At 34.3% G+C, this 22,521-nt stretch carries 22 protein-coding genes; 17 read left to right on the top strand and 5 right to left on the bottom strand.

Going from position 1 to position 22,521, the window contains the following annotated elements; genetic code table 11:
- From DR871_RS16415 to DR871_RS07475, 5 genes are all read left to right on the top strand, one after another.
- Positions 1-150, top strand: coding sequence for a hypothetical protein (locus DR871_RS16415; protein WP_165151136.1), 150 nt, complete (start codon positions 1-3; stop codon positions 148-150).
- 16 nt (positions 151-166) lie between these two features.
- Positions 167-409, top strand: a complete 243-nt coding sequence (locus DR871_RS07460; RefSeq protein WP_113665860.1) for a hypothetical protein — start codon at positions 167-169, stop codon at positions 407-409.
- Between the two features lie 19 nt (positions 410-428).
- On the top strand, positions 429-809 hold the full coding sequence (locus tag DR871_RS07465; RefSeq protein ID WP_113665859.1) for a YchJ family protein: 381 nt from the start codon (positions 429-431) through the stop codon (positions 807-809).
- A gap of 92 nt (positions 810-901) precedes the next feature.
- On the top strand, positions 902-2,020 hold the full coding sequence (locus DR871_RS07470; protein ID WP_113637414.1) for a vWA domain-containing protein: 1,119 nt from the start codon (positions 902-904) through the stop codon (positions 2,018-2,020).
- Between the two features lie 60 nt (positions 2,021-2,080).
- Positions 2,081-3,544 (top strand): magnesium chelatase, encoded by a 1,464-nt coding sequence (locus DR871_RS07475; RefSeq protein ID WP_113665858.1) that lies wholly within the window; start codon positions 2,081-2,083, stop codon positions 3,542-3,544.
- A 98-nt stretch (positions 3,545-3,642) separates the two neighbouring features.
- Here the strand turns inward: DR871_RS07475 and recG are convergent, their stop codons facing one another.
- The gene (gene recG, locus DR871_RS07480; RefSeq protein ID WP_113665857.1) at positions 3,643-5,748 is read right to left on the bottom strand and encodes an ATP-dependent DNA helicase RecG; all 2,106 of its coding nucleotides are present in this window, start codon (positions 5,746-5,748) and stop codon (positions 3,643-3,645) included.
- A gap of 457 nt (positions 5,749-6,205) precedes the next feature.
- On the opposite strand from recG, the gene DR871_RS07485 reads away from it, so the two are divergent.
- The 6 genes from DR871_RS07485 (at position 6,206) to DR871_RS07515 (ending at position 10,268) form a co-directional block, all read left to right on the top strand.
- Positions 6,206-6,637 (top strand): MarR family winged helix-turn-helix transcriptional regulator, encoded by a 432-nt coding sequence (locus DR871_RS07485; RefSeq protein ID WP_113665856.1) that lies wholly within the window; start codon positions 6,206-6,208, stop codon positions 6,635-6,637.
- Positions 6,634-7,068, top strand: coding sequence for an organic hydroperoxide resistance protein (locus DR871_RS07490; protein WP_113665855.1), 435 nt, complete (start codon positions 6,634-6,636; stop codon positions 7,066-7,068). Before DR871_RS07485 ends, DR871_RS07490 begins: the two co-directional genes overlap by 4 nt.
- Positions 7,069-7,082: 14 nt before the next feature.
- The gene (locus DR871_RS07495; RefSeq protein ID WP_113665854.1) at positions 7,083-7,718 is read left to right on the top strand and encodes a nitroreductase family protein; all 636 of its coding nucleotides are present in this window, start codon (positions 7,083-7,085) and stop codon (positions 7,716-7,718) included.
- A gap of 778 nt (positions 7,719-8,496) precedes the next feature.
- Positions 8,497-8,976, top strand: coding sequence for a GyrI-like domain-containing protein (locus tag DR871_RS07505; RefSeq protein ID WP_113665852.1), 480 nt, complete (start codon positions 8,497-8,499; stop codon positions 8,974-8,976).
- 109 nt (positions 8,977-9,085) lie between these two features.
- Positions 9,086-9,625, top strand: coding sequence for a DUF1697 domain-containing protein (locus tag DR871_RS07510; RefSeq protein ID WP_113665851.1), 540 nt, complete (start codon positions 9,086-9,088; stop codon positions 9,623-9,625).
- Between the two features lie 217 nt (positions 9,626-9,842).
- A complete protein-coding gene (locus DR871_RS07515; RefSeq protein ID WP_113665850.1) occupies positions 9,843-10,268 on the top strand; it encodes a hypothetical protein in 426 nt (141 codons plus the stop codon).
- A 185-nt stretch (positions 10,269-10,453) separates the two neighbouring features.
- Here the strand turns inward: DR871_RS07515 and DR871_RS07520 are convergent, their stop codons facing one another.
- The gene (locus DR871_RS07520; RefSeq protein WP_113665849.1) at positions 10,454-11,191 is read right to left on the bottom strand and encodes a Dph6-related ATP pyrophosphatase; all 738 of its coding nucleotides are present in this window, start codon (positions 11,189-11,191) and stop codon (positions 10,454-10,456) included.
- A 104-nt stretch (positions 11,192-11,295) separates the two neighbouring features.
- On the opposite strand from DR871_RS07520, the gene DR871_RS07525 reads away from it, so the two are divergent.
- Complete coding sequence (locus DR871_RS07525; protein WP_113665848.1) at positions 11,296-13,359, top strand: M1 family metallopeptidase; 2,064 nt, start codon at positions 11,296-11,298, stop codon at positions 13,357-13,359.
- 101 nt (positions 13,360-13,460) lie between these two features.
- Here DR871_RS07525 and DR871_RS07530 read toward each other — a convergent pair whose 3' ends face one another.
- Positions 13,461-13,982 carry a DUF7935 family protein gene (locus tag DR871_RS07530; protein ID WP_113665847.1) on the bottom strand — a complete coding sequence of 174 codons (522 nt, stop codon included), beginning with the start codon at positions 13,980-13,982 and terminating at the stop codon, positions 13,461-13,463.
- Positions 13,983-14,113: 131 nt separating this feature from the next.
- On the opposite strand from DR871_RS07530, the gene DR871_RS07535 reads away from it, so the two are divergent.
- The 3 genes from DR871_RS07535 to DR871_RS07545 all read left to right on the top strand — a co-directional run bounded on the left by DR871_RS07535 (position 14,114) and on the right by DR871_RS07545 (position 18,249).
- Positions 14,114-14,881, top strand: a complete 768-nt coding sequence (locus DR871_RS07535; RefSeq protein WP_113665846.1) for a sulfite exporter TauE/SafE family protein — start codon at positions 14,114-14,116, stop codon at positions 14,879-14,881.
- A gap of 327 nt (positions 14,882-15,208) precedes the next feature.
- The gene (locus tag DR871_RS07540; protein WP_113665845.1) at positions 15,209-17,545 is read left to right on the top strand and encodes an ATP-dependent helicase; all 2,337 of its coding nucleotides are present in this window, start codon (positions 15,209-15,211) and stop codon (positions 17,543-17,545) included.
- An 83-nt stretch (positions 17,546-17,628) separates the two neighbouring features.
- Positions 17,629-18,249: an L-threonylcarbamoyladenylate synthase gene (locus tag DR871_RS07545; protein WP_113665844.1), complete on the top strand. Its 621-nt coding sequence runs from the start codon at positions 17,629-17,631 to the stop codon at positions 18,247-18,249.
- A gap of 726 nt (positions 18,250-18,975) precedes the next feature.
- Here the strand turns inward: DR871_RS07545 and DR871_RS07550 are convergent.
- Together DR871_RS07550 and DR871_RS07555 are read right to left on the bottom strand one after the other, a co-directional pair.
- The gene (locus DR871_RS07550; RefSeq protein WP_113665843.1) at positions 18,976-19,572 is read right to left on the bottom strand and encodes an RsmD family RNA methyltransferase; all 597 of its coding nucleotides are present in this window, start codon (positions 19,570-19,572) and stop codon (positions 18,976-18,978) included.
- Positions 19,569-20,378 (bottom strand): DUF3822 family protein, encoded by an 810-nt coding sequence (locus DR871_RS07555; protein ID WP_113665842.1) that lies wholly within the window; start codon positions 20,376-20,378, stop codon positions 19,569-19,571. Before DR871_RS07555 ends, DR871_RS07550 begins: the two co-directional genes overlap by 4 nt.
- A gap of 307 nt (positions 20,379-20,685) precedes the next feature.
- Here DR871_RS07555 and DR871_RS07560 point away from each other — a divergent pair, with 307 nt between their 5' ends.
- Both DR871_RS07560 and DR871_RS07565 read left to right on the top strand, forming a co-directional pair.
- Positions 20,686-22,107 carry an ATP-dependent DNA helicase gene (locus DR871_RS07560; RefSeq protein ID WP_113665841.1) on the top strand — a complete coding sequence of 474 codons (1,422 nt, stop codon included), beginning with the start codon at positions 20,686-20,688 and terminating at the stop codon, positions 22,105-22,107.
- Between the two features lie 11 nt (positions 22,108-22,118).
- The gene (locus DR871_RS07565) at positions 22,119-22,514 is read left to right on the top strand and encodes a VOC family protein (protein WP_113665840.1); all 396 of its coding nucleotides are present in this window, start codon (positions 22,119-22,121) and stop codon (positions 22,512-22,514) included.
- The last annotated feature ends 7 nt before the right edge of the window (positions 22,515-22,521 follow it).

A 22,521-nucleotide genomic window follows, 5' to 3' on the forward strand; every position in this document is an offset into this window, starting at 1 on the left:
ATGAGCAGAAATAACGAAAGAAATATCAAAAAGCATAATGATAAGTTGCATAAAGCACAAGATAAAGCCAAACAAGCCGTGCTATTGCGCAAGGAAAAACTAAAACAAATTACTAAAAAGTTCAATGAAGATAAGGCTTCAGAAGAATAAAATATACATTCATATCATGAAAAAAAATAGATTTGACGAAGTAAAAAGTGGTGTTCAGGAAATAATTGATTTTATAGCACAGAAAAATGCCAAAGAGGCCAACAACAAATTAGCAGAAGTTAGCGAAGAATTGGATGAATTACTCGATTTTGCAGAGGAAGATGAAGATCTAGTGGAAATTAGTCGCTATCAGGTATTATTGAATCAGCTGCATCAACGAATAGTAGGACTTAATGGTCAGGCAACGGAATCTCTTTAAACGATTATTATCAAAAATAATGACAAATAAGTGTTATTGCGGTTCAAATATAATTTTTCAGGATTGTTGCGAACCGATTATAAAAGGCATTCAAAAAGCGACAACAGCTCAATGCTTGATGCGTTCCAGATATTCTGCTTATGCAACACATCAGGCAGATTATTTGATGGAAACCACTCATATTCCAGAACGGAAATACTATTCGAAATCCGAAATTTTAAATTGGGCAACCAACAATCATTGGCTTCAATTAGAGATTGTTAATGCTACAGAAAATACGGTTGAATTCAAAGCTTATTTTTTAGACAGCAAACTTCAAAAACAAATTCATCATGAACTTTCGACTTTCAAATTCGAAAATGGAAGTTGGTTCTATGTTGATGGACAATTTTTTAATTAGCTTCAGAGTATCCTTTTCACAGTATTGTTTTAACTAAAAATTAATAAACGTTTGTACAGAGTACATTTTTTATTAATGTAATTTTATTGTCTATGAAAAATGACAATAAAAAAGGATTTTATTTCAAGCAATACGAAGCCCCATTTCAATCTCCGTTTGATAAACTCTTTGGTATTTTCAAAGAGTTAATTACGCACACTTCGGGAGATTTTGATGAAGCAATCGATTGGTTGCGGGAATTAGATAAAGAATATAAACTCACCGATGAACACTACACAATCGATGATTTTATCGAAGATTTAAAGAAAAAAGGATACATCCGCGACGAACTCAAAGAGGATGGAACTTCGGGAATTGGAATTACTGCTAAGACGGAGCGCGCCATTAGACAACAAGCTTTAGATAACATTTTTGGTAATCTAAAACGTTCCGGAAGCGGGAATCACAAAACGAAGCATTCCGGAAATGGAGATGAACACACCGGTGAATTTCGGGAATTTCATTTTGGTGACGGACTCGAACGAATTTCATTGACCGAAAGTTTACGTAACGCCCAAATCAACAATGGAGTAGCGGATTTTATGTTGACCGAAAATGATTTGGTTGTCGAAGAAACACAGTATAAATCGCAGATGAGTACGGTTTTGATGATTGACATCAGTCACAGTATGATTTTGTACGGCGAAGATAGAATCACTCCTGCCAAAAAAGTAGCAATGGCTCTAGCTGAATTGATTACGACCCGTTATCCAAAAGATACTTTAGATATTTTAGTTTTTGGTAATGATGCTTGGACGATTGCAATTCGGGATTTACCGTATTTAAAAGTGGGTCCTTATCATACGAATACGGTTGCTGGTTTACAATTAGCCATGGATATTTTGCGCCGAAAACGGAATACCAACAAACAAATCTTCATGATTACCGATGGAAAACCGAGCTGTGTTCGCGAAAAAGACGGTTCCTATTACATGAACAGTAACGGGCTCGACGAATACATCGTTGATAAATGCTACAATCAGGCGCAACAAGCCCGAAAATTGCACATTCCAATCACTACTTTTATGATTGCAAATGATCCGTATCTGCAAAAATTCGTAAATAAATTCACGGAATCAAATCAGGGTAAAGCATTTTATACCGGATTAAAAGGACTGGGCGAAATGATTTTTGAGGATTATGAAACCAATCGAAAGAAGAGAATTAAATAAGTGATCAATATTCAGATTTTAGTGTTTAGTTGATCCAATAAATAACAATAAAGTAAAAAAATGAAAATAGAAAATATAAAAACACTCGGAGAATTAAAAAAATCAGGTTATGAAAGCAAAGGCATTAAAGATGAATTGCGTTCTAATCTTAGAGAAAAAATAAAATCTGGAAAACCAACATTCGATGGCGTTCATGGTTTTGAAAACACCGTAATTCCGGAATTAGAGCGTGCTATTTTATCACGTCACAACATCAATTTGTTAGGTCTTCGTGGTCAAGCCAAAACCAGATTGGCACGTAAAATGATTGAATTGTTAGATGAGTACATTCCATTTGTGACGGGTTCCGAAATTAATGATGATCCGTTGCAACCGATTTCACGTTTTGCAAAAGACATTATTGAAACCAAAGGCGATGAAACTCCAATTTCTTGGTTGCACAGAAGCGAGCGTTTTTTCGAAAAATTAGCTACGCCGGATGTTACCGTTGCTGATTTAATAGGTGATGTCGATCCAATAAAAGCAGCCAATTTAAAATTGTCTTATGCAGATGATCGTGTGATACATTTTGGGATGATTCCAAGAGCGAATCGTTGTATTTTTGTAATCAATGAATTACCTGATTTACAAGCGAGAATCCAAGTAGCATTGTTTAATATTTTGCAGGAAGGCGATATTCAAATTCGTGGATTCAAATTAAGAATGCCGCTCGATATGCAATTTGTTTTTACGGCAAATCCAGAAGATTATACGAATCGTGGTAGTATTGTAACGCCATTAAAAGACAGAATAGGTTCTCAAATCTTGACGCATTACCCAGAAACCATTAAAATTGCCAGAACAATTACAGAACAGGAAGCAAAACTGGATGCAACGCAAAATGATATGGTTTACGTGCCGTCATTAGCAAGGGATTTGTTGGAACAAATCAGTTTTGAAGCTAGAGAAAGCGAATATATTGATAACAAAAGCGGTGTAAGTGCGCGATTGAGCATAACCGCTTTTGAGAATTTATTAAGTACTGCAGAAAGAAGGGCTTTGAAGTCCGGAGCTGACAAAACAACTTTGCGTTTGTCTGATTTTATGGGAATTATTCCTGCTATTACTGGAAAAGTCGAATTGGTTTATGAAGGAGAGCAGGAGGGAGCTGCCGCTGTAGCACAACATTTATTAGGTGACGCAATTCATACTTTTTTTCCTGCTTATTTTCCAAAAATTGAAAAATTAGAGAAAGAAGGCGTAAAAAATGCCTATACGGATATCATCGAATGGTTTTTTGCCGAAAGCGGTTTTGAATTATTAGACGATTGTTCTGATGAAGAATACGAAAGAATCCTAGGAAGTATTGTTCCACTTGAAATTTTAATCAAAAAATACCAACCTCAACTGGAAAATGAAGATAAATTTTTCATGAAGGAATTTATTCTTTGGGGATTGGTTGAATATAAAAAACTGAGCAAAGACCGCTTTTCCGAGGGCTATCAGTTCAAGGATATTTACGGTAGCTTTATCAGTAAACTATAAATAATAAGCGATTTTATCGTAAAAGTCATTTGAGAAATTATCAAATTATAATTTCTCAAATGACTTTTTATATTATAAAAGGAATGAATAAAATTAAACTAACTAATATAATTCCAAATGTTCTTCTTTTTGGTCATTTCGATAAAAACAGCTCTTAAAGATGCGTGTTCCGGTTTTTGCATACCTGCATCTTCTTTTAGAAGTTTTAAAGCATAATTTCTGGCTAAAGCCAAAGTATCTCGGTCTCGAACTAAATCGGCAATTTGAAGATTAAGCACGCCGCTTTGTTGCGTTCCCATTAAATCACCGGGACCACGAAGCTTTAAGTCGACTTCGGCAATTTCAAAACCATCGTTCGTTCGCACCATCGTTTCCATTCTGGTTTTACTGTCTGAACTCAATTTATGGCTCGTCATCAGAATACAATAACTTTGCTCTGCACCACGACCCACACGACCGCGAAGCTGATGGAGTTGCGATAATCCAAAACGTTCCGCGCTTTCGATGATCATCACACTTGCGTTAGGAACATTCACGCCAACTTCAATTACAGTTGTAGCTACCATAATATTGGTTTTCCCTTCCGAAAAACGTTTCATTTCAGCATCTTTTTCTGCTGGTTTCATCTTTCCGTGAAGGATTGAAATCGAATACTGTGGCAATGGAAAATCTCTGGAAACACTTTCGTAGCCGTCCATTAAATCTTTGAAATCCATTTTTTCTGATTCTTGAATGAGCGGATACACAATATAGATTTGGCGACCCAAAGCGATTTCATCCCGAAGGAATTTCCAAACCTTCAATCTGTTGCTGTCAAATCGGTGTACGGTTTGAATCGGTTTTCGTCCTGGAGGCAATTCATCAATCACTGAGATGTCTAAATCGCCATACAAACTCATCGCCAAAGTTCGCGGAATAGGCGTGGCGGTCATTACCAAAACGTGTGGAGGAATCACATTTTTCTTCCACAATTTAGAGCGTTGCTCTACGCCAAAACGGTGTTGTTCATCAATCACGGCCAGTCCTAAATTCTTAAATTTTACTTTGTCTTCTAGTAAAGCATGCGTTCCGATGATAATGTGTAACGTTCCGTTTTCCAGTTCTTCATGGATAATTCTACGTTGTGCTATTTTGGTGGAACCCGTTAGGATTCGGATATTTATATTTAGCGTTTGTGCCAATTCAGACAAACCAATGAAATGCTGATTTGCCAAGATTTCCGTGGGCGCCATCAAGCACGCTTGAAAGCCATTATCAAGTGCCAAAAGCATGCTCATAAACGCTACAATTGTTTTCCCGGAACCTACATCGCCTTGCAACAATCGGTTCATTTGGGCGTTGCTTCCCATGTCCGTCCGTATTTCTTTGATGACCCTTTTTTGGGCGTTAGTCAATTGAAAAGGCAAATGATGCTGATAAAAATCATTGAAATATTCTCCTACGGTTGCAAACGGATGTCCTTTTATTTTATGTTTTCGGATGAGATTCTTTGTGATTAATTGCAACTGAATAAAGAATAATTCTTCAAATATTAATCGGAATTTGGCTTTCGCCAAAACGTCTGCACTTTTTGGAAAATGGATATTGAATAAAGCCGCTTTTTTAGGAATCAGCTTTAATTCGTTGATTAAATAATCCGGTAAAGTTTCCGTGAATAACGCTTGCGTTTCCAAAAACAATTGCTGCATCAATTTATTAATCACTCGGTTTGAAATCCCGCGATTTGTCAAGGTTTCGGTAGAAGGATAGACTGGTTGCATGGCTGAACGAAGACTTTTTTCATGCTCGCTCATCAACTCAATTTCCGGATGCGCCATATTAAAGGTGCTCCCAAAAGAAGTGCATTTTCCGAAAATCACACACATTTCGTTCAACTTTAAACTCTCCCGAATCCACTTGTGACCTTGAAACCAAACGAGTTCCATTTGACCTGTATCATCCACAAAAGTCGCTACCAATCGTTTCTGGTTTTTGCCAAATTCCACAGTTTTGATATTGATGATTTTACCGATAATCTGAACTTCGGCAATGTTGTTTTGCAGTTCGTTAATTTTATAATACCGTGTCCGGTCAATGTATCTGTTTGGAAAAAAATTAACTAAATCCTGATACTTATAAATTCCCAATTCCTTACGCAGTAATTCGCCCCGATTGGGACCAACGCCTTTGAGGTATTCTATTTGAGTAAGTAGGAGGTTTTGCATTTAGATTTTTTTGGACTCGGATAAAACGGATTTGCAAAAGCAAAAACGCGGATAAAAACGGATTTTTAGTTTGATGAAGCGAAGATAGTTTTTTGTTTGGTAAATCGAAAATAGAGCAAAGGCAAAAAAATATTCTTGTTGCAGCGTCATTCACACAAGGAATTGCAACGTGGTGCTGTACTACCTTTTTTTAGTAACCGTTATCGCTATGCATTACAAGCTTTGCGGCACAAAACTTTTTTTCTCTCAAAGACTTTTCTTTGCCATCAAGGATAAATACGTAAAAGTATACATTCCATATCCTGTTGCTGATTATTTTTAAAACCATTTGCAATCAAGGTCTTCAAAAGGAGGTTGTTGTGCATTATGACTCAAATGTTAAAATAATATTAATTGTAAACAATTAAATTGTGTGCAATTTATTTAACTGATATCTTTGTATCATTAAAACTAGAACATGAAAAAGCAACAAATTTTAAGTCAGCAAGTTTGCTTTCCTATTTATGCTTTTGCAAAGGAAATTATCAATCAATACCGACCTTTATTAGATGCGATTGAATTGACCTATCCCCAGTACTTAGTAATGCTAGTCCTGTGGGAATTTGAGTCACAAACCGTAAATCAATTAGGTGAAAAGTTAAAACTAGATAGTGGTACACTAACACCTTTGCTTAAACGTATGGAATCAAAATTATTGGTAACACGCACTAGGAGTAGCAGTGATGAGCGTATTGTAAACATTGCCTTGACGCAAAATGGTAAAGCTTTGCAAATAAAAGCAGCAAATGTTCCCGCACAACTAATCGAAGCCATGAATGTAACGGTAGAAGAGTTACAGGAGTTAAAAAACATTATTTCAAAAATTTCAAATAAAAATAATAAAAAATGAAAACAATATACAATACTAAAGCAACTGCCCTAGGAGGCAGAAATGGACAAGTAAAAAGTGAAAACGGAATTTTAGACTTGGCTGTTCAATATCCAAAAGCCTTAGGCGGAGCAACCGATGATTTTGCGAATCCCGAAATGTTATTCGCAGCAGGTTATGCCGCTTGTTTTGATAGTGCACTCAATTTAGTAATTAAAAAAGAAAAAATCGAAACTGGTGAAACAAGCGTAAGTGCCACGGTGGGAATTGGTCCAAACACAACTGGAGGATTTGCTCTCGAAGCTGCTTTACATGCCAATATTCCGGGTGTGACACTAGATATTGCTCAGGATTTAATAGAAAAAGCACATCAGGTTTGTCCGTATTCTAATGCTACTAGAGGAAATATGGAAGTGACATTAACGGTATCAAATGACGAGGTTCAAAACTAAAAAAAGATAAAAAAATGGCTTTAATTGAGGATTTAAATTGGAGACATGCTGTAAAAGCATACAATCCTACAAAAAAAGTAAGCAAGGACAAAATTGATAAGATTATCGAGGCTGCTCGTTTGGCACCAACCTCTTCAGGTTTACAACCTTTTCAGGTTTTGGTTGTCGAAAATCAAGAGTTGAAAGAAAAATTAGTACAAGGTGCTCTTAATCCAGAATGCATGCGCAATTGTTCTCATGTAATTATTTTTGCAGGATGGGATCGTTACACAGCAGAACGAATTGATAAAGTATACGATTTTACTACTACTGAACGCGGATTGCCACAAGGTCGCTTTAATAGTTATACCGATATGTTGAAGAAAATTTATTTGGGACAAGCACCTGAGGAGAACTTTGCGCACATTGCCAGACAAACTTATATTGCATTAGGATTGGCATTGGCTCAAGCTGCAGAGTTAAAAGTTGACAGTACACCTGTTGAAGGATTTGAAAACAGTGTAGTAGATGAAATACTAGAATTAGACAAATTAGGGCTAAAAAGTGTTTCACTAATGTACGTTGGTTATGCTGATACTCCAAACGACTGGATTGCTCCTATGAAAAAAGTAAGAGTACCAACCGAAGAGTTTGTAGTAGCGTACAAGTAAAATAATGTATTAAGTTCTGTCATACAATACTATAGTATGGCTACTAACAAAAAGCCTAAATCAAAATCATATTTTGTTTTAGGCTTTTTTTGTATTTACGGGATACCGTATGGGGCATTCACGAAGGATTGGTATATTTGGAATCCAACAATTAAATTATTTTAAATTCCATGCGAAATAAAATTATCTTGCTAATAGCTATTTGTTTCCTGACTTTAGAGGTGAGCGCTCTATGATGTAGACAAGTAAAAGAAATTCTATCACTGTGGAACATTCAGATGGAACAACAGCGATATACAATGGATTTAAAAAAAATCTAATATTTGTAAAATTAGGTCAAACCGTCTATCCTCAAACTGAGTTAGGAGTAATAGAAGAATTCAATCCAGGTGTTTATCGAGCAGATTTTTTATTTTTTATTGGTCCGACAAAGAAATTAATACAGCATCCAAACAATTTTTTCAAAATTACCTTTCTAAATATACCTATTTAGCTCCCTATTCTGTTACTGAAAGTGGTGTCGCACAAATCGTGTAAAACAATGACTATGAGTTACTTTACACTGAAGAACAGCTAACTCTTGAATTCAGTCGATCTGAAAAGAAAAAACACTTAAAAAATCCAACCTTATTTCGTTAAATATAAAATATAAGATCAAAAAAACAACAAAAGAAGCAATGTTCTTTTGTTGTCATTGAGGTTAGTTACTTTTGCTTTAAATAATAGTTTGAAATACAAATGGTTTCTTGATGTTACCTACAAATAAATCGCTTAATAGATGAATCCAACAATAACTAGACTCACTGAAAAAAAATGTATTGGTCTGAACCAAAACATGTCCTATGCTGATTATAAAGCGCAAGAAATTTGGAAACGTTTTATGCCAAGGCGCAATGAAATCAAAAATAGAGTAGGTCTTGATTATCTATCCATTCAGGTATTTGGGAACTCGTATTGGAATACTTTTAATGCAGAAAATACTTTTCAGAAATGGGCCGCGGTCGAGGTAAGTGTTTTAGAAGACATTCCCTCCGAAATGGACATATTAATTATTCCAGCTGGCTTGTATGCTGTATTTGTGTACAAAGGAGATGGATCAACGGCACCCTCTTTCTTTGAATCGATTTATAGCAGTTGGTTGCCAAATTCTATTTATGAATTGGCAGATCGTCCGCATTTTGAAATTCTTGGAGAAAAATATCAAAAAAACAATCCCAATTCTGAGGAGGAAGTATGGATTCCAATTCAATTTAAATAAGAGTTTAGCATCATTAATTGTTATTTCAAAAAGCAATTTGGAATATTGAGTTGCTGAACCTATTGTTTATCCTAAATAGATAATACATTTGCAAAAAAAGAATTAAATCATGACAACTCATCTCGCATTACTTCGTGGTATCAATGTTTCCGGTCACAGTATGATAAAAATGGAGGCGTTAAAAACGACTTTGGAAGCCATTGGTTTTCAAAATGTTCAAACGTATATTCAATCCGGAAATGTTTTCGTAGACACTGAGGAGGAGAATCCTGCAGCTGTTGGTTTCAAAATAAAGCAGGAAATTTTCAAGGCTTTTGGTCATGAAGTACCAGTTGTGGTTATTGGTTCTACAGATTTGGAAGCATGTTTCAAGAATAATCCTTTCTTGAAGGAAATAGACATTGATACTAAGAAGTTATATGTGGCTTTCATTTCGACTACTTTGCAGAGCAACAGTATGAATGATTTAAAAATTAGTCAATTCAAACCGGATGAAGCCAGTATTGATGGCAACAGAATTTTTATAAAATATGCTGTTGGCGCCGGAAAAACCAGATTCGATCAAAAATATATCGAGAAAAAACTGAATGTTATTGCAACAATTCGCAATTGGAATACAGTTACGCAACTGCTTAAAATGTACGAGTAAAGATAATAAGACTTAAGTCTGTTTTGACCGCTAATTTGCTAATTTTTAAATGTTATCATCCATTTGAAAATTGCGAATTGGCGGTGTTTTTTTAGAGTCAAAACAAGGATGTTTCAGAAACTATTTTAACTTTTTTTATTTTAGAAAAAAATAATTATAATTTGACGCAACCTTTTGTAAGAAGTAGCGTCTTAAGAATATCTATAAAATCTGATACATGAAAATACTAATCATTTTTGTTGTTTTCCTTACTATTTTCAGTTCCTGTTCTAAAGATGATGGTGTAACAATAGATAACAGTGGTTATTATGGAAAATGGACTTTGGTTGCGATGTCGGGTTCTATTCCTAATTCTGAAACTACAGGCGCAGCAATGGCTTGGCAAGAATTTTATTTGTTCAATACCAATGGAACTTTTACAAAATCCAGAGAGGAAAATTCTGTAAAAACAACACTTTCGGGAACTTATACGACCACAACTCAATCTGACGGAATATTTTTTGAATTAACATATCCCAATGACAGCGAAATTATAGGAAGCTGTTATGGAAACCAAAAAGAAGTACTGTTTTTGAATGCCAATAATTCTTTGTCCAGTACATGGAGCTATTGCGATGGTCCCGGATTAGAATATGAAAAGTAAATTATAAGTGCTTATTGAACATTTTCATAAGGTTTAGTTTTGGTTAATTTTAGGATTATGAAGCACTTTTGCTAAAGAGTACTCAGAAGTTGAAAAACTTTTGATGCTCTTTTTCTATTTTAAAGCCCTAACTATAAAAAATGAAATCAATCCTAAAGCGATGAATTTAGTAGCCACTAAATAGATTATTTCCTAACCAAATCACAATACCAAAATCCATAATCAAGAGCATCAGAAGCGCTCGTATTACAAGCGGTATCGGATGAATCTTCTTTTTCGGGCTTTTCATATTTTCGATACACGACTTCACCAATTTCAAAATCAATTGGTTTCGAAAAAATAGGTCCGTCAAATGTGAAGGTGTGGAATTCACCGTTTTCGCCACAAACATCTACATTCTCAGGTAAATCATTGATGAAATTCTGGTCAATAACACGACCAACAAAGCTTTTATCCAAAAAACGTTCATTGACACAAACTACAATTGTTTTAAAACCTAAACTGATAAACTCTTGAATAATTTCATGAGTTGGGATCTTCCAAAGCGGAAAAACACCTTCAAAACCTATTTCGGCTAATTTATCTTCACGGTATTTACGTAAATCTTCCAGAAAAATATCTCCGAAAATAGAATGGGTTACGCCTTGTTTTTTTAGTTTATCCAATGTTTTGCGCATCACATTTTCGTATACTTCCATCTTGGGCATTTCAGGGATTTGCATAATTTCAAGCGGCAATCCAATGCTTTCGGCCTGTTGCTGCAATAATTCTATTCGCACGCCATGCATCGAAATACGCTGATGTTGTTGGTTCACACTAGTCAATAAACATGCAATTTCAATTTCTGGATTTTGTAGGGCTTTGTATAAGGCAAGTGCAGAATCTTTTCCGCTGCTCCAATTAAATAAGGCTTTCTTTTTCAATGTAATTATCTTCTGATTTTCTGGAGGTAAACTTACAAAATTACTCGGATTAGTTGGGGAAACGTTTGTAACTTTGAAAATCTCAGTTTTAACCTTTGAAATTCATGAAATACCTTTTTCTCTTAATATCTGCCATCACTTTTGCGCAACAAACTAAATTTGTCGATTTTAAATCTGTTCGTGGACAGATAACAATTAATTCTAAGGCTAAATCTGTTAGCGGAGCAGTCAGTTATTGGTTTACTGTTGTAAAAGAAACAGATACCATTAAAATTGACGCGCAAAATATGGATTTTTCTGATGTAGAATTAAATCAGAAAAAAATTCAATTTACTACAAATGGAAAGCAAATTGTATTGATTTCACATTTCAAAAAAGGAAAAAATAATGTTAGTTTTAATTATTTTGCCAAACCAAAGCAAGCCTTGTATTTTGTTGGTTCTGAAGAAAAAGATAATGTGCAAATTTGGACGCAGGGACAAGGAAAAAACACCAGCAATTGGCTGCCAAGTTTTGATGATGTCAATGAGAAATTGATTTTTAGTTTGGAAGTAGTAGTTGATTCAAAATACCAAGTAATTTCTAACGGAATTTTAAAAAGTAAGGTTAATAATGATTCAATGACCTATTGGAGATTCAACATGCAAAAACCGATGAGTTCTTATTTACTAATGCTTGGCATCGGGAAATTTGAAAAACAAATACAGCAATCAAATTCGGGAATTCCTTTAGAAATGTATTTGGAACCAAAAGACGCAACTAAATTTGAACCAACGTATCGTGATTCTAAAAGAATGTTTGATTTCTTAGAAAAGGAAATAGGAGTAAAGTATCCTTGGGAAATTTATAAACAAGCGCCTGTTCGGGATTTCTTGTACGCCGGAATGGAAAATACATCAGCAACGCTTTTCAACACGCGTTATGTGGTCGATTCTACAGGTTTTGAGGACAGAAGTTACACAAATGTAAATGCACATGAATTAGCGCATCAGTGGTTTGGAAATTTAGTCACTGCCGAAAGCGGAAAACACCATTGGTTGCAGGAAGGTTTCGCGACCTATTATGCGCTGCTGGCCGAAAAGGAAATTTATGGAGAAGATTATTTTTATTCGAAATTATATGAGTCGGCATCACAATTAAAATACGCCTCCCGAACGGATACCATTCCTGTTTTGAATGCCAAAGCAAGTTCGCTGACTTTTTATCAAAAAGGCGCTTGGGCACTTTTTGTTTTACATGAAGAAATAGGCGATAAGGCGTTTAAAAAAGCGGTAAAAAACTATTTGAAAAAACATGCGTTTCAGAATGTGAATACTCAAGATTTCTTTGCTGAAATCAAAAAAGTATCAGATTATGATTTAGATAATTTTAGTAAAGTATGGCTTGAAACTACTATTTTCAACACGCAACAAGCCAATAGTTTATTGCTAAAAAATAAAGCGATTCAGATGCTGTTTGAAGTTGATAAATTTAAAAACAAACCGTTGTCAGAGAAAAGAGATTTTCTGGAAAAAATAATGCAATCTGACGTTTATTTTTCGGTAAAAGAAGCGATTCTGGATCAAGTGAAAAATGAAAAATGGGAAGATAAAAAGAGTCTTTTTATTTTAGCTTTAGAAACTAAAAATGTACAATTACGCCAAACAGTTGCAGCAGCATTGACTCAAATTCCGGAGAGTTTCAGAACGCAATATGAAACTTTATTAGAGGATAAATCATATCAAACACAAGAACTGGCGCTGTATAATTTATGGAATAATTTTCCAAAAAATCGCATTCTGTATTTGGATAAATCAAAAACCTGGGTAGGTTTCAATGATTACAATTTGAGGACTTTGTGGCTGTCTTTAGCACTTTCAACGCCAAATTATACGGTTGATAAACAAGCTTTGGAAACCGAATTAATGCAATATTCATCAATTGATTATGAAGCGAATACCAGGCAAAATGCTTTGGAGAAATTGCTTGCTTTCAAAATAATAAATGATATTGTTTTGAAAAACCTTGTAAATGCTACTACGCATCACATGTGGCAATTCGCTAAATTTGGGAGAGATAACATTAGAATATTACTTAAAAATCCTGAAATGAGAGTTTCTTTCGAAGAAATTGTCCTAGATTTAAATGAAGCCGAACAATTTCAGCTGAACCGATTGTTAAAAGAATAAGTTTTGAATCAATACGGATTTAATAACCGCTAATTCACTAATTTCAAAAGATCATTCTTATAGAAATTAGTGAATTTTATTTTTTTTGTAACGTTATATGTTTACCACATTTGGCTCACTTCATTTTTGATGTAAGCTAAAGCCGCATTACTAGGAGATTGTTTTTCCAGCAAATCACTTAAAAGTACTTCACGCAATGTATCGGCATTGTCAACACGATCACTCATATTTGCTTTTCGAATCATTTGAATAGTACTATTTTTTGCCGTGACAATGATCGTCCAACATTCGTCTGACATATAGATTTGCTGCGTTAAATTATGCTCAAATTCCTGTTCGATTTGTGCAATAATCAGGTTTTCGTAATCGCTTTTGTCATTAGAAATAGGACTAATTCGAATCAATAATTTAGTGGGATTGATGCGTTCCATAAATAAAACCATGCGCTCGTAGGCCTGTAAACGCAATGGTAAAGCGTCTTTTTGAGCGTCTTTTTGCAACAACCAGCGTCTTGTATTTTGTTGGTCTTTAAAATAAGAGTTGAACAAATAATAAGCTACTCCTCCAGTAATTAATGAAGGTATAGTATAGGCCAGAATTTCTATGATTTTTGTTGAGTCCATTTTGTTGTAAAAATTTAAAAAGCAAAAATATACTTTTTTGAGTACAAATCAATTTCTATTTAATAGCAATAAATCAATCCGAATAGTATTTTTGCTCATCGTAACAGCATTACTTTAAATTGAATATTATAATGGAGACTTATGTTCTAGTTTTACTTTGTTTAGCGGCCTTTGCTGCAGGATTTATTGATGCAATTGTTGGCGGAGGCGGATTGATACAAACACCTATGGGATTGATTTTATTACCTAATCTTCCTGTTTCAACCGTAATTGGAACCTTGAAAGTTCCTGCTTTTAGTGGTACTTCCTTTGCTGCATATCAATATCTGAAAAAGGTAGATATGAACTGGAAACTATTGTCGATTATGATGCTTTTGGCATTTCCTTCGGCATTTTTGGGTTCAACTTTGTTGACGTATGTCAGTAATGATTTTATGAAACCGTTATTGCTGGTTGTTCTTTCTTTTTTAGTGATTTATACCTACGCCAAGAAAAATTTCGGGCAGCACATTGAAAAAAATCATTCTCCCAGAACCCAAATTTTTAATGCGATTGGAATCAGTTTTGTAGTTGGTTTGTACGATGGATTTATCGGACCGGGAACCGGAAGTTTTTTGGTTGTGGCTTTTATTGCTATTATGGGTTTCGATTTTTTGCATGCTTCTGCAAATGCTAAAATGGTGAATCTGGCGACAAATTTTGGTTCTATTTGTTTGTTCGTTTTAAAAGGAAAAATCATTTGGGCAATAGCATTGCCAATGGCTGCCAGTAATGCTTTGGGTGGTTGGATAGGTGCAAAACTGGCCATTAACAAAGGAAACAGCTTCATTCGGATTTTCTTTTTGGTTGTGGTTGTGGGGACTTTAATCCGTTTTGCGTATGATGTGTTTTTTAAATGAGTACAGTTGTTAAACTTATAAGTCAGATAAGTTTTTAATTTGAATGTAGATTAGAAATTCTAGTAGTTTATTGTGACAAAACAACCCTTTGCAAAGAGCGATTTAGCTTACATTACCAATAAAATCAATTATTTAAAAATTAGTTTCTCTAACTTACATGACTTATATGTTGAAAATCAAACATGGTTTTTTATAAAATATAGTCCTAAAACGTATTGCTATTTCTTATCTGGTTCAAGAAATAAAGAATGGTTTTTTAGCTTCATATAAAATTACACTTTTACATCTTTAATGCTTATTTTTGCATACAATACTATAAAAATTTCCATGCACAAATATATCGATCAACTTAATGAAGCCCAACGCGAACCCGTTCTCCAAAAAGACGGACCCATGATAATTATTGCGGGTGCAGGTTCCGGTAAAACGCGGGTGTTGACTATTAGAATTGCTTATTTGATGAGTCAGGGTATCGATGCGTTCAGTATCTTATCGCTTACATTTACCAACAAGGCGGCCCGAGAAATGAAAAAACGTATCTCGGATATCGTAGGTGCTGGTGAGGCAAAAAATCTTTGGATGGGAACATTTCACTCGGTTTTTGCTCGAATTTTACGCTCGGAAGCGGAACATCTTGGCTATCCTTCTAACTTTACCATTTATGATTCTCAGGATTCATTGCGTGCCATTTCCGGGATCATCAAAGAAATGCAGTTGGACCGCGATGTGTACAAACCCAAACAGGTTTTAAGCCGAATTTCAAATTTCAAAAACAGTTTGATTACCGTAAAAGCGTATTTCAATAATCCAGATTTACAAGAAGCGGATGCGATGTCTAAAAAGCCTCGAATGGGTGAAATATATCAAAATTATGTAGATCGTTGTTTTAAAGCAGGCGCTATGGATTTTGATGATTTATTATTAAAAACCAACGAATTACTGACGCGTTTTCCAGAAGTTTTGGCCAAGTATCAAAACCGTTTTCGTTATATTTTGGTGGATGAGTACCAAGATACGAATCACTCACAGTATTTAATCGTGCGGGCTTTATCTGATAAATTTCAGAATATTTGTGTGGTAGGCGATGATGCGCAAAGTATCTATGCGTTTCGTGGTGCAAACATCAATAATATCCTAAATTTCCAGAAAGATTATGAAGGCGTGAAAACCTTTAGATTGGAACAAAACTATCGCTCCACAAAAAATATTGTTGAAGCTGCAAACACGATTATTGACAAAAATAAAGTAAAACTGGATAAAATCGTTTGGACCGCGAATGATTTTGGTCCAAAGATAAAAGTACATCGCAGTTTAACAGATAATGAAGAAGGCCGTTTTGTAGCCAGTACCATTTGGGAACAAAAAATGCAAAATCAGTTGCCTAATGGCGCTTTTGCTATTTTGTACCGCACCAATGCACAATCGCGTGCGATGGAGGATGCATTGAGAAAAAGAGACATTCCGTACCGAATTTATGGCGGACTTTCATTTTACCAAAGAAAAGAAGTGAAGGATGTTTTGTGCTATTTGCGATTGGTTATTAATCCAAAAGATGAAGAAGCTTTGGTTCGGGTAATCAATTATCCAGCACGTGGAATTGGGAATACAACGATCGAAAAACTGACTATTGCAGCCAATCACTACAAGCGCTCGATTTTTGAAGTCATGCAAAACATAGAACGAATCGACTTAAAACTGAATTCGGGAACCAAACAAAAACTTTTGGATTTTGTTACGATGATTCAAAGTTTCCAGGCTATAAATGAAAACCAGGATGCGTTCTATCTTGCTGATCATGTTGCCAAAAAAACAGGATTGATTCAGGAATTAAAAAAAGATGCTACTCCGGAAGGAATGGCTAAAATTCAGAATATTGAGGAATTATTAAACGGGATCAAAGATTTTACCGATGGCCAAAAAGAAGTAGATGGAGCCCGTGGCGCTTTGTCTGAATTTATGGAAGATGTGGCTTTGGCAACCGATTTGGATAAAGATACTAGTGATGAAGATCGCGTAGCGTTGATGACCATTCACTTGGCAAAAGGATTAGAGTTTCCTCATGTTTTTGTAGTAGGAATGGAAGAAGATTTGTTTCCGAGTGCCATGAGTATGAGTACGAGAAGCGAACTCGAAGAAGAACGTCGTTTGTTTTATGTAGCTTTGACCCGAGCCGAACACCAAGCGTATTTGACTTATGCACAATCACGATACCGTTGGGGGAAATTGACCGATAGTGAACCTTCCCGTTTTATTGAAGAAATCGATAGTCAATATCTGGAATATATGACTCCTCCTGAAAATAATTACAGGTACAAACCTATGATTGACAGTGATATTTTTGGAGATGTGGATAAGTCCAAACTGCGTCTGGCAAAACCTGCGAATGGAACTCCTCCAACCAAATATAGTTCAGATAATGAACCAAAAACAGAGATAAATATTCGTAAATTGAAGCCTGTCAGCAATAATGCTGCTTCAGGAAGTGCAAATTTATTTGATAATAAACTCGTTGCCGGGAATATAGTAATGCATGAACGTTTTGGTAAAGGCGAAGTTTTAAACCTTGAAGGAGTAGGAGCAGACAAAAAAGCCGAAATCAAATTTGAAGTTGGCGGAATAAAAAAATTACTGTTGCGTTTTGCTAAACTGGATATTATAGGGTAAAAATTTGTTTCAAGTTTAAGGTTTAAAGTTGTCAGTTAAAAGAACTTTAAGCCTTAAATATTTTAAACTTTAAACTAAAAAAAATGGCTCAATTTATAAAAATATACGAAGACAAACCCAATGAAGCTGCAATTGCTAAAGTGGTTAAGGTTCTAAAAGAAGGTGGTTTGGTGATATATCCAACGGATACCGTTTACGGTTTGGGTTGTGATATTACCAATACGAAAGCGTTGGAACGAATTGCAAAGATAAAAGGAGTGAAGCTCGATAAAGCTAATTTTTCCTTTGTTTGCCATGATTTAAGTAATATCTCTGATTATGTGAGGCAAATTGACACAACCACTTTTAAAATCTTAAAAAGAGCGCTACCAGGACCATATACCTTTATTTTACCGGGAAATAATAACTTGCCTAAGGAATTCAAAAAGAAAACTACTGTTGGAATCAGGGTTCCTGATAATGCAATAGCTTTAGAAATCGTGAAGCAATTGGGTAATCCTATTGTTTCTACATCGATTCATGATGATGATGATGTGATAGAATACACGACTGATCCGGAACTTATTTTTGAGAAATGGCAAAACTTGGTTGACTTAGTCATTGACGGTGGTTATGGTGATAATGTTGGATCTACTATTATTGATTTATCGGGTGACGAACCAATTGTAGTTAGAGAAGGAAAAGGAAGTTTAGATATTTTGTAAAATTTAATTTTTTGGCAAAATATTTGCTGAATTAATATTAATTTTTATATTTACCTAAAATTAAAATACTTACTGATTATTAATGATATACACATGCTATTCTTAATTATATTTAATTGGTTGTTAAAGAAAAATTAAGGATACATAAAGGGCAGGTCAATTGACCTGCTTTTTTTATGCAAAAAAGTAATAATTATATAAAAAAAAGATCAAATTCTTACAAATCAGAATTTAAATTATGATATTGGTTCCCGATAAAAATCGAATTACATTTCGACAAACTAAATAAACTAGAATCTGTGAAAGTATCAGTTTTAAGAATGTAAAATAGTTTTTCTTACTTAATGTATTCTATTTCATAACTTCAAACGCTAGTGCAAAAGAAAAACCAGCTATATCAAAAAGTCAATTTAAAATGAATTAAATACTTTTAGGATTTGTTTACAAACTGCGACAAAGTTATAAAATATACTTTACTCAGAATTAAGTTCAGGTTTATGCATCGATTACTGTAGCCCCAGTTTAAGGTTTTCAAGTAACGCACAAACGGAATTTTAACCTTGATTTGAATATGGGTGTTGGTTATAATTTTGACAAAAATGACAGCAAATTAGTTCCCGTTTTAAACTTTACTTTTGGTAATTGGAAAAAAGTTACTTTAAATGATTGCTAAAAACAAAAAAGCTCTTGGAATTACAAGAGCTTTTCTGTTTTATATTATCAAGACTATTCTTCTTCACCTTCGTTTTGTTCTGATTCGTTTTCAGCATCTTCTGAATCACCAGAACCAATTTCGAAGAAACTAAAAATGGAACCTCCGTAACTTTTCTGGAACGAAAAATGCGTCATGTGATCCAGTTTGGTATATTTCGAATGTTCAATTACCATCATTCCGTCTTCATTAAGCAATTCTTTTTCGAAAACTAATAAGATAATTTTCTCAAAAGTTTTTTGGTCCAAAGCATACGGTGGATCTGCAAAAATAATATCGTAAGATGTTTTACATCTTTCTAAATACATGAATACATCACTTTTTGTAGCTGCAATATTAAAATCATATTCGGCTGCCACTTGTTTGATGAATTTTACACAACCAAAATCACCATCAACAGATGTGATTGGCGTGCTTCCGCGAGAAGCAAACTCGTAACTGATATTTCCTGTTCCTGCGAATAAATCTAATATTTTAAGTCCTTCAAAACTGAAATGGTTGTTCAAAACATTGAATAATGCTTCTTTAGACATATCGGTAGTAGGACGAACGGGTAAACCTTTTGGCGGAAAAATGCGTCTTCCTTTGTATTTTCCTGAAATGATTCTCATGAGTTGAAAAGTATAAAATGATTTCTGTTTTCGGCCTTAGAAAAATAATTGTTCCATCGCAAATCTTCCACATCAATAAGGGAAACGTTGCGAATGTATTTGTAAGCGATTTTGAAATAATCACTTTCGGTATTAATATTTCCGATTAATTCCAATGCGAAGTTTTCGGGATTTAAGTTCAATTGCTCTGCCGTGAATAAAATATAATATAAGAAATCTTCTGGTGTATTGTAATCGAAAGAATTGAAAAGTAATAAATTTTGGTTCTGAACCACAATGACTTCAAAATGACCTGTATTAATATGTACAAACATTTTTTTATCATCATTATTTTTGGAAGCAACTAAAAGTTTCGAAACCAAAATGCTATTTGCATGTTTGTAATCGAAAGCTCCAAATTGGTCAATGAAAAAGTTATTGATATTCACATACGGAATATAAACCGTATTCATTTGATAGTTTGGAATTTCATCAAAAGCGAAAAAATCAGTTTCAAAAACTTTTGTGTTGTATTGCAGATAACTGCCTAAAAAGTTCTCATCAAATAACGGTTCAGGAACAAACGTTGATAGATTATTATTGTGAATTACCAGAATTTCATCATACGAATCCTTCAATTCCGGATGATCTCTAAAAGCATCGGCAAACAAATCTTCAATTTTTGTAGCTTTATGAAAGGTATCAAAATGAACTTCGTTAAATGAAGTTACCGTATTATTTAGCGTATCAAAACAACAAAAAGAAAGTCCTGTCAAGGAAACTTGAATGGAAAGTTTTTTATATTTTTTTTCGGCTATGTTTATCATACTATTGATTTTTTCAACAACGCAAACTTACAAATTTAAAAATCAATTTCATTATCAAAATTCAATTGCAATGGCAAAAATCAATTACAAAACTCAATTGCAATGACAATAGCAAAGTTCAATTTACAGAAGATTTATTAACCCAATTTAAATTATAGACTTTCTCATAAATGGCAAAGGGATTCTTTTTTGCTTTGTATTTCTAATTGTGGTGTAGCATTTTTATTTTCATTAGACTTTGCTATTGAAATTGAATTTTGCCATTGCAATTGATATTTTCACTTACTTTGTATTAAAATTTCGCTAAATGAATTCCTCCCTGTTTTATAGTCTTTTACAAAAAAAATTCCCTTTTCAACCCACCTATAAACAGGATATTTTTTTTCAAAAAATCGCTATTTTTTTAACCGAAACTGATAATAGAACCATTTTTGTTTTAAAAGGATATGCGGGAACTGGAAAAACAACTGTGATATCTACTATTGTAAATAGTTTATTAGACATTAATAAAAAATATGTCTTGTTGGCGCCAACGGGTCGTGCGGCTAAAGTAATTGCCAATTATTCGAACAAACCGGCTTTTACAATTCATAAAAAAATATACTTTCCAAAGAAATCTTCCGGTGGAGGCGTTTCGTTTACGTTGCAACAAAACAAACACAAGAACACGATTTTTATAGTCGATGAAGCTTCGATGATTTCCGATACTAATTCTGATTCTAAGTTGTATGAAAACGGTTCTTTATTGGATGATTTGATTTCGTATGTATATTCTGGAACCAATTGTAAAATGATTTTATTGGGAGATACCGCTCAGTTGCCTCCGGTGAATTTAGATATCAGTCCCGCACTTGACATTCGCACTTTGGGGATGAATTATGATAAGGAAGTAGAACATATTGAGTTGGATGAAGTCATGCGTCAGGAAGAAAATTCCGGGATTTTGCATAACGCAACTGAACTTCGGGAATTATTGAAAGATTCCTTTATCGATGAATTCAAATTTGATGTCAAGAAATTCAAAGATATAGTTCGGTTGACCGATGGATATGATATTCAGGATGCCATAAATTCCGCCTACAGTAATTATAGTATAGAAGACACCGCTTTTATTGTTCGTTCGAATAAAAGAGCGAATCAATATAATGAGCAAATCCGGACCAAAATTCTGGATAAAGAAAGCGAACTTTCCACAGGGGATTTTTTGATGGTGGTGAAGAACAATTATTTTTGGTTAAAAGATTCGGATGAAGCTGGTTTTATTGCTAATGGTGATATTATCGAAATATTAGAAATTTTCAATATCAAAGAATTATATGGTTTTAAGTTTGCCAAAGTAAAAATTCGAATGATTGATTACCCCAATCAGATTCCATTTGAAACGGTATTATTAATGGACACCATAAAAAGTGAATCACCATCGTTGACCTATGAAGAATCCAACCGATTGTATCAGGAAGTGTTGAAAGATTACGAAGGCGAAACCAAATTCAAACAATTTCAAAAAGTAAAAGCCAACGAATATTTCAATGGTTTGCAAGTGAAATTCTCGTATGCAATTACGTGCCATAAATCACAAGGCGGTCAGTGGAATACTGTTTTTATAGAACAACCGTATTTGCCGGACGGCATCAATAGAGATTATATTCGCTGGTTGTACACGGCTATGACCCGAGCCAAAAATAAATTATATTTGATAGGTTTTAAGGATGAGAATTTTGTAGAGTAAATTTATAAATAATGAAACAAAGAATAGCACATATTGCTTTGGTTGTTGCTGATTATGATGATGCGATAGCTTTTTATACTCAAAAATTACATTTTGATTTAATTGAAGATACCATTTTAACTGATACAAAGCGATGGGTTTTGGTTGCACCAAAAGGTGCCATTGGATTCAGTTTACTTCTGGCAAAAGCAGCAACTAATGAACAGTCAGAAAAAGTGGGAAATCAAACGGGTGGACGCGTTTTTCTATTTTTGAACACTGATGATTTTGAAAGAGATTATCAAAATTTATTGGATAATAAAGTAGAAATTATCAGAGAACCTATTTTGGAAGCGTATGGCAAAGTAGCTGTTTTTGCTGATATTTACGGCAATCTTTGGGATTTAATAGAACGAGCTGATAACTAGAATAAAT

The sequence above is a fragment of the Flavobacterium petrolei genome, from assembly GCF_003314435.2.
GTDB classification, from domain to species: Bacteria; Bacteroidota; Bacteroidia; order Flavobacteriales; family Flavobacteriaceae; genus Flavobacterium; species Flavobacterium petrolei.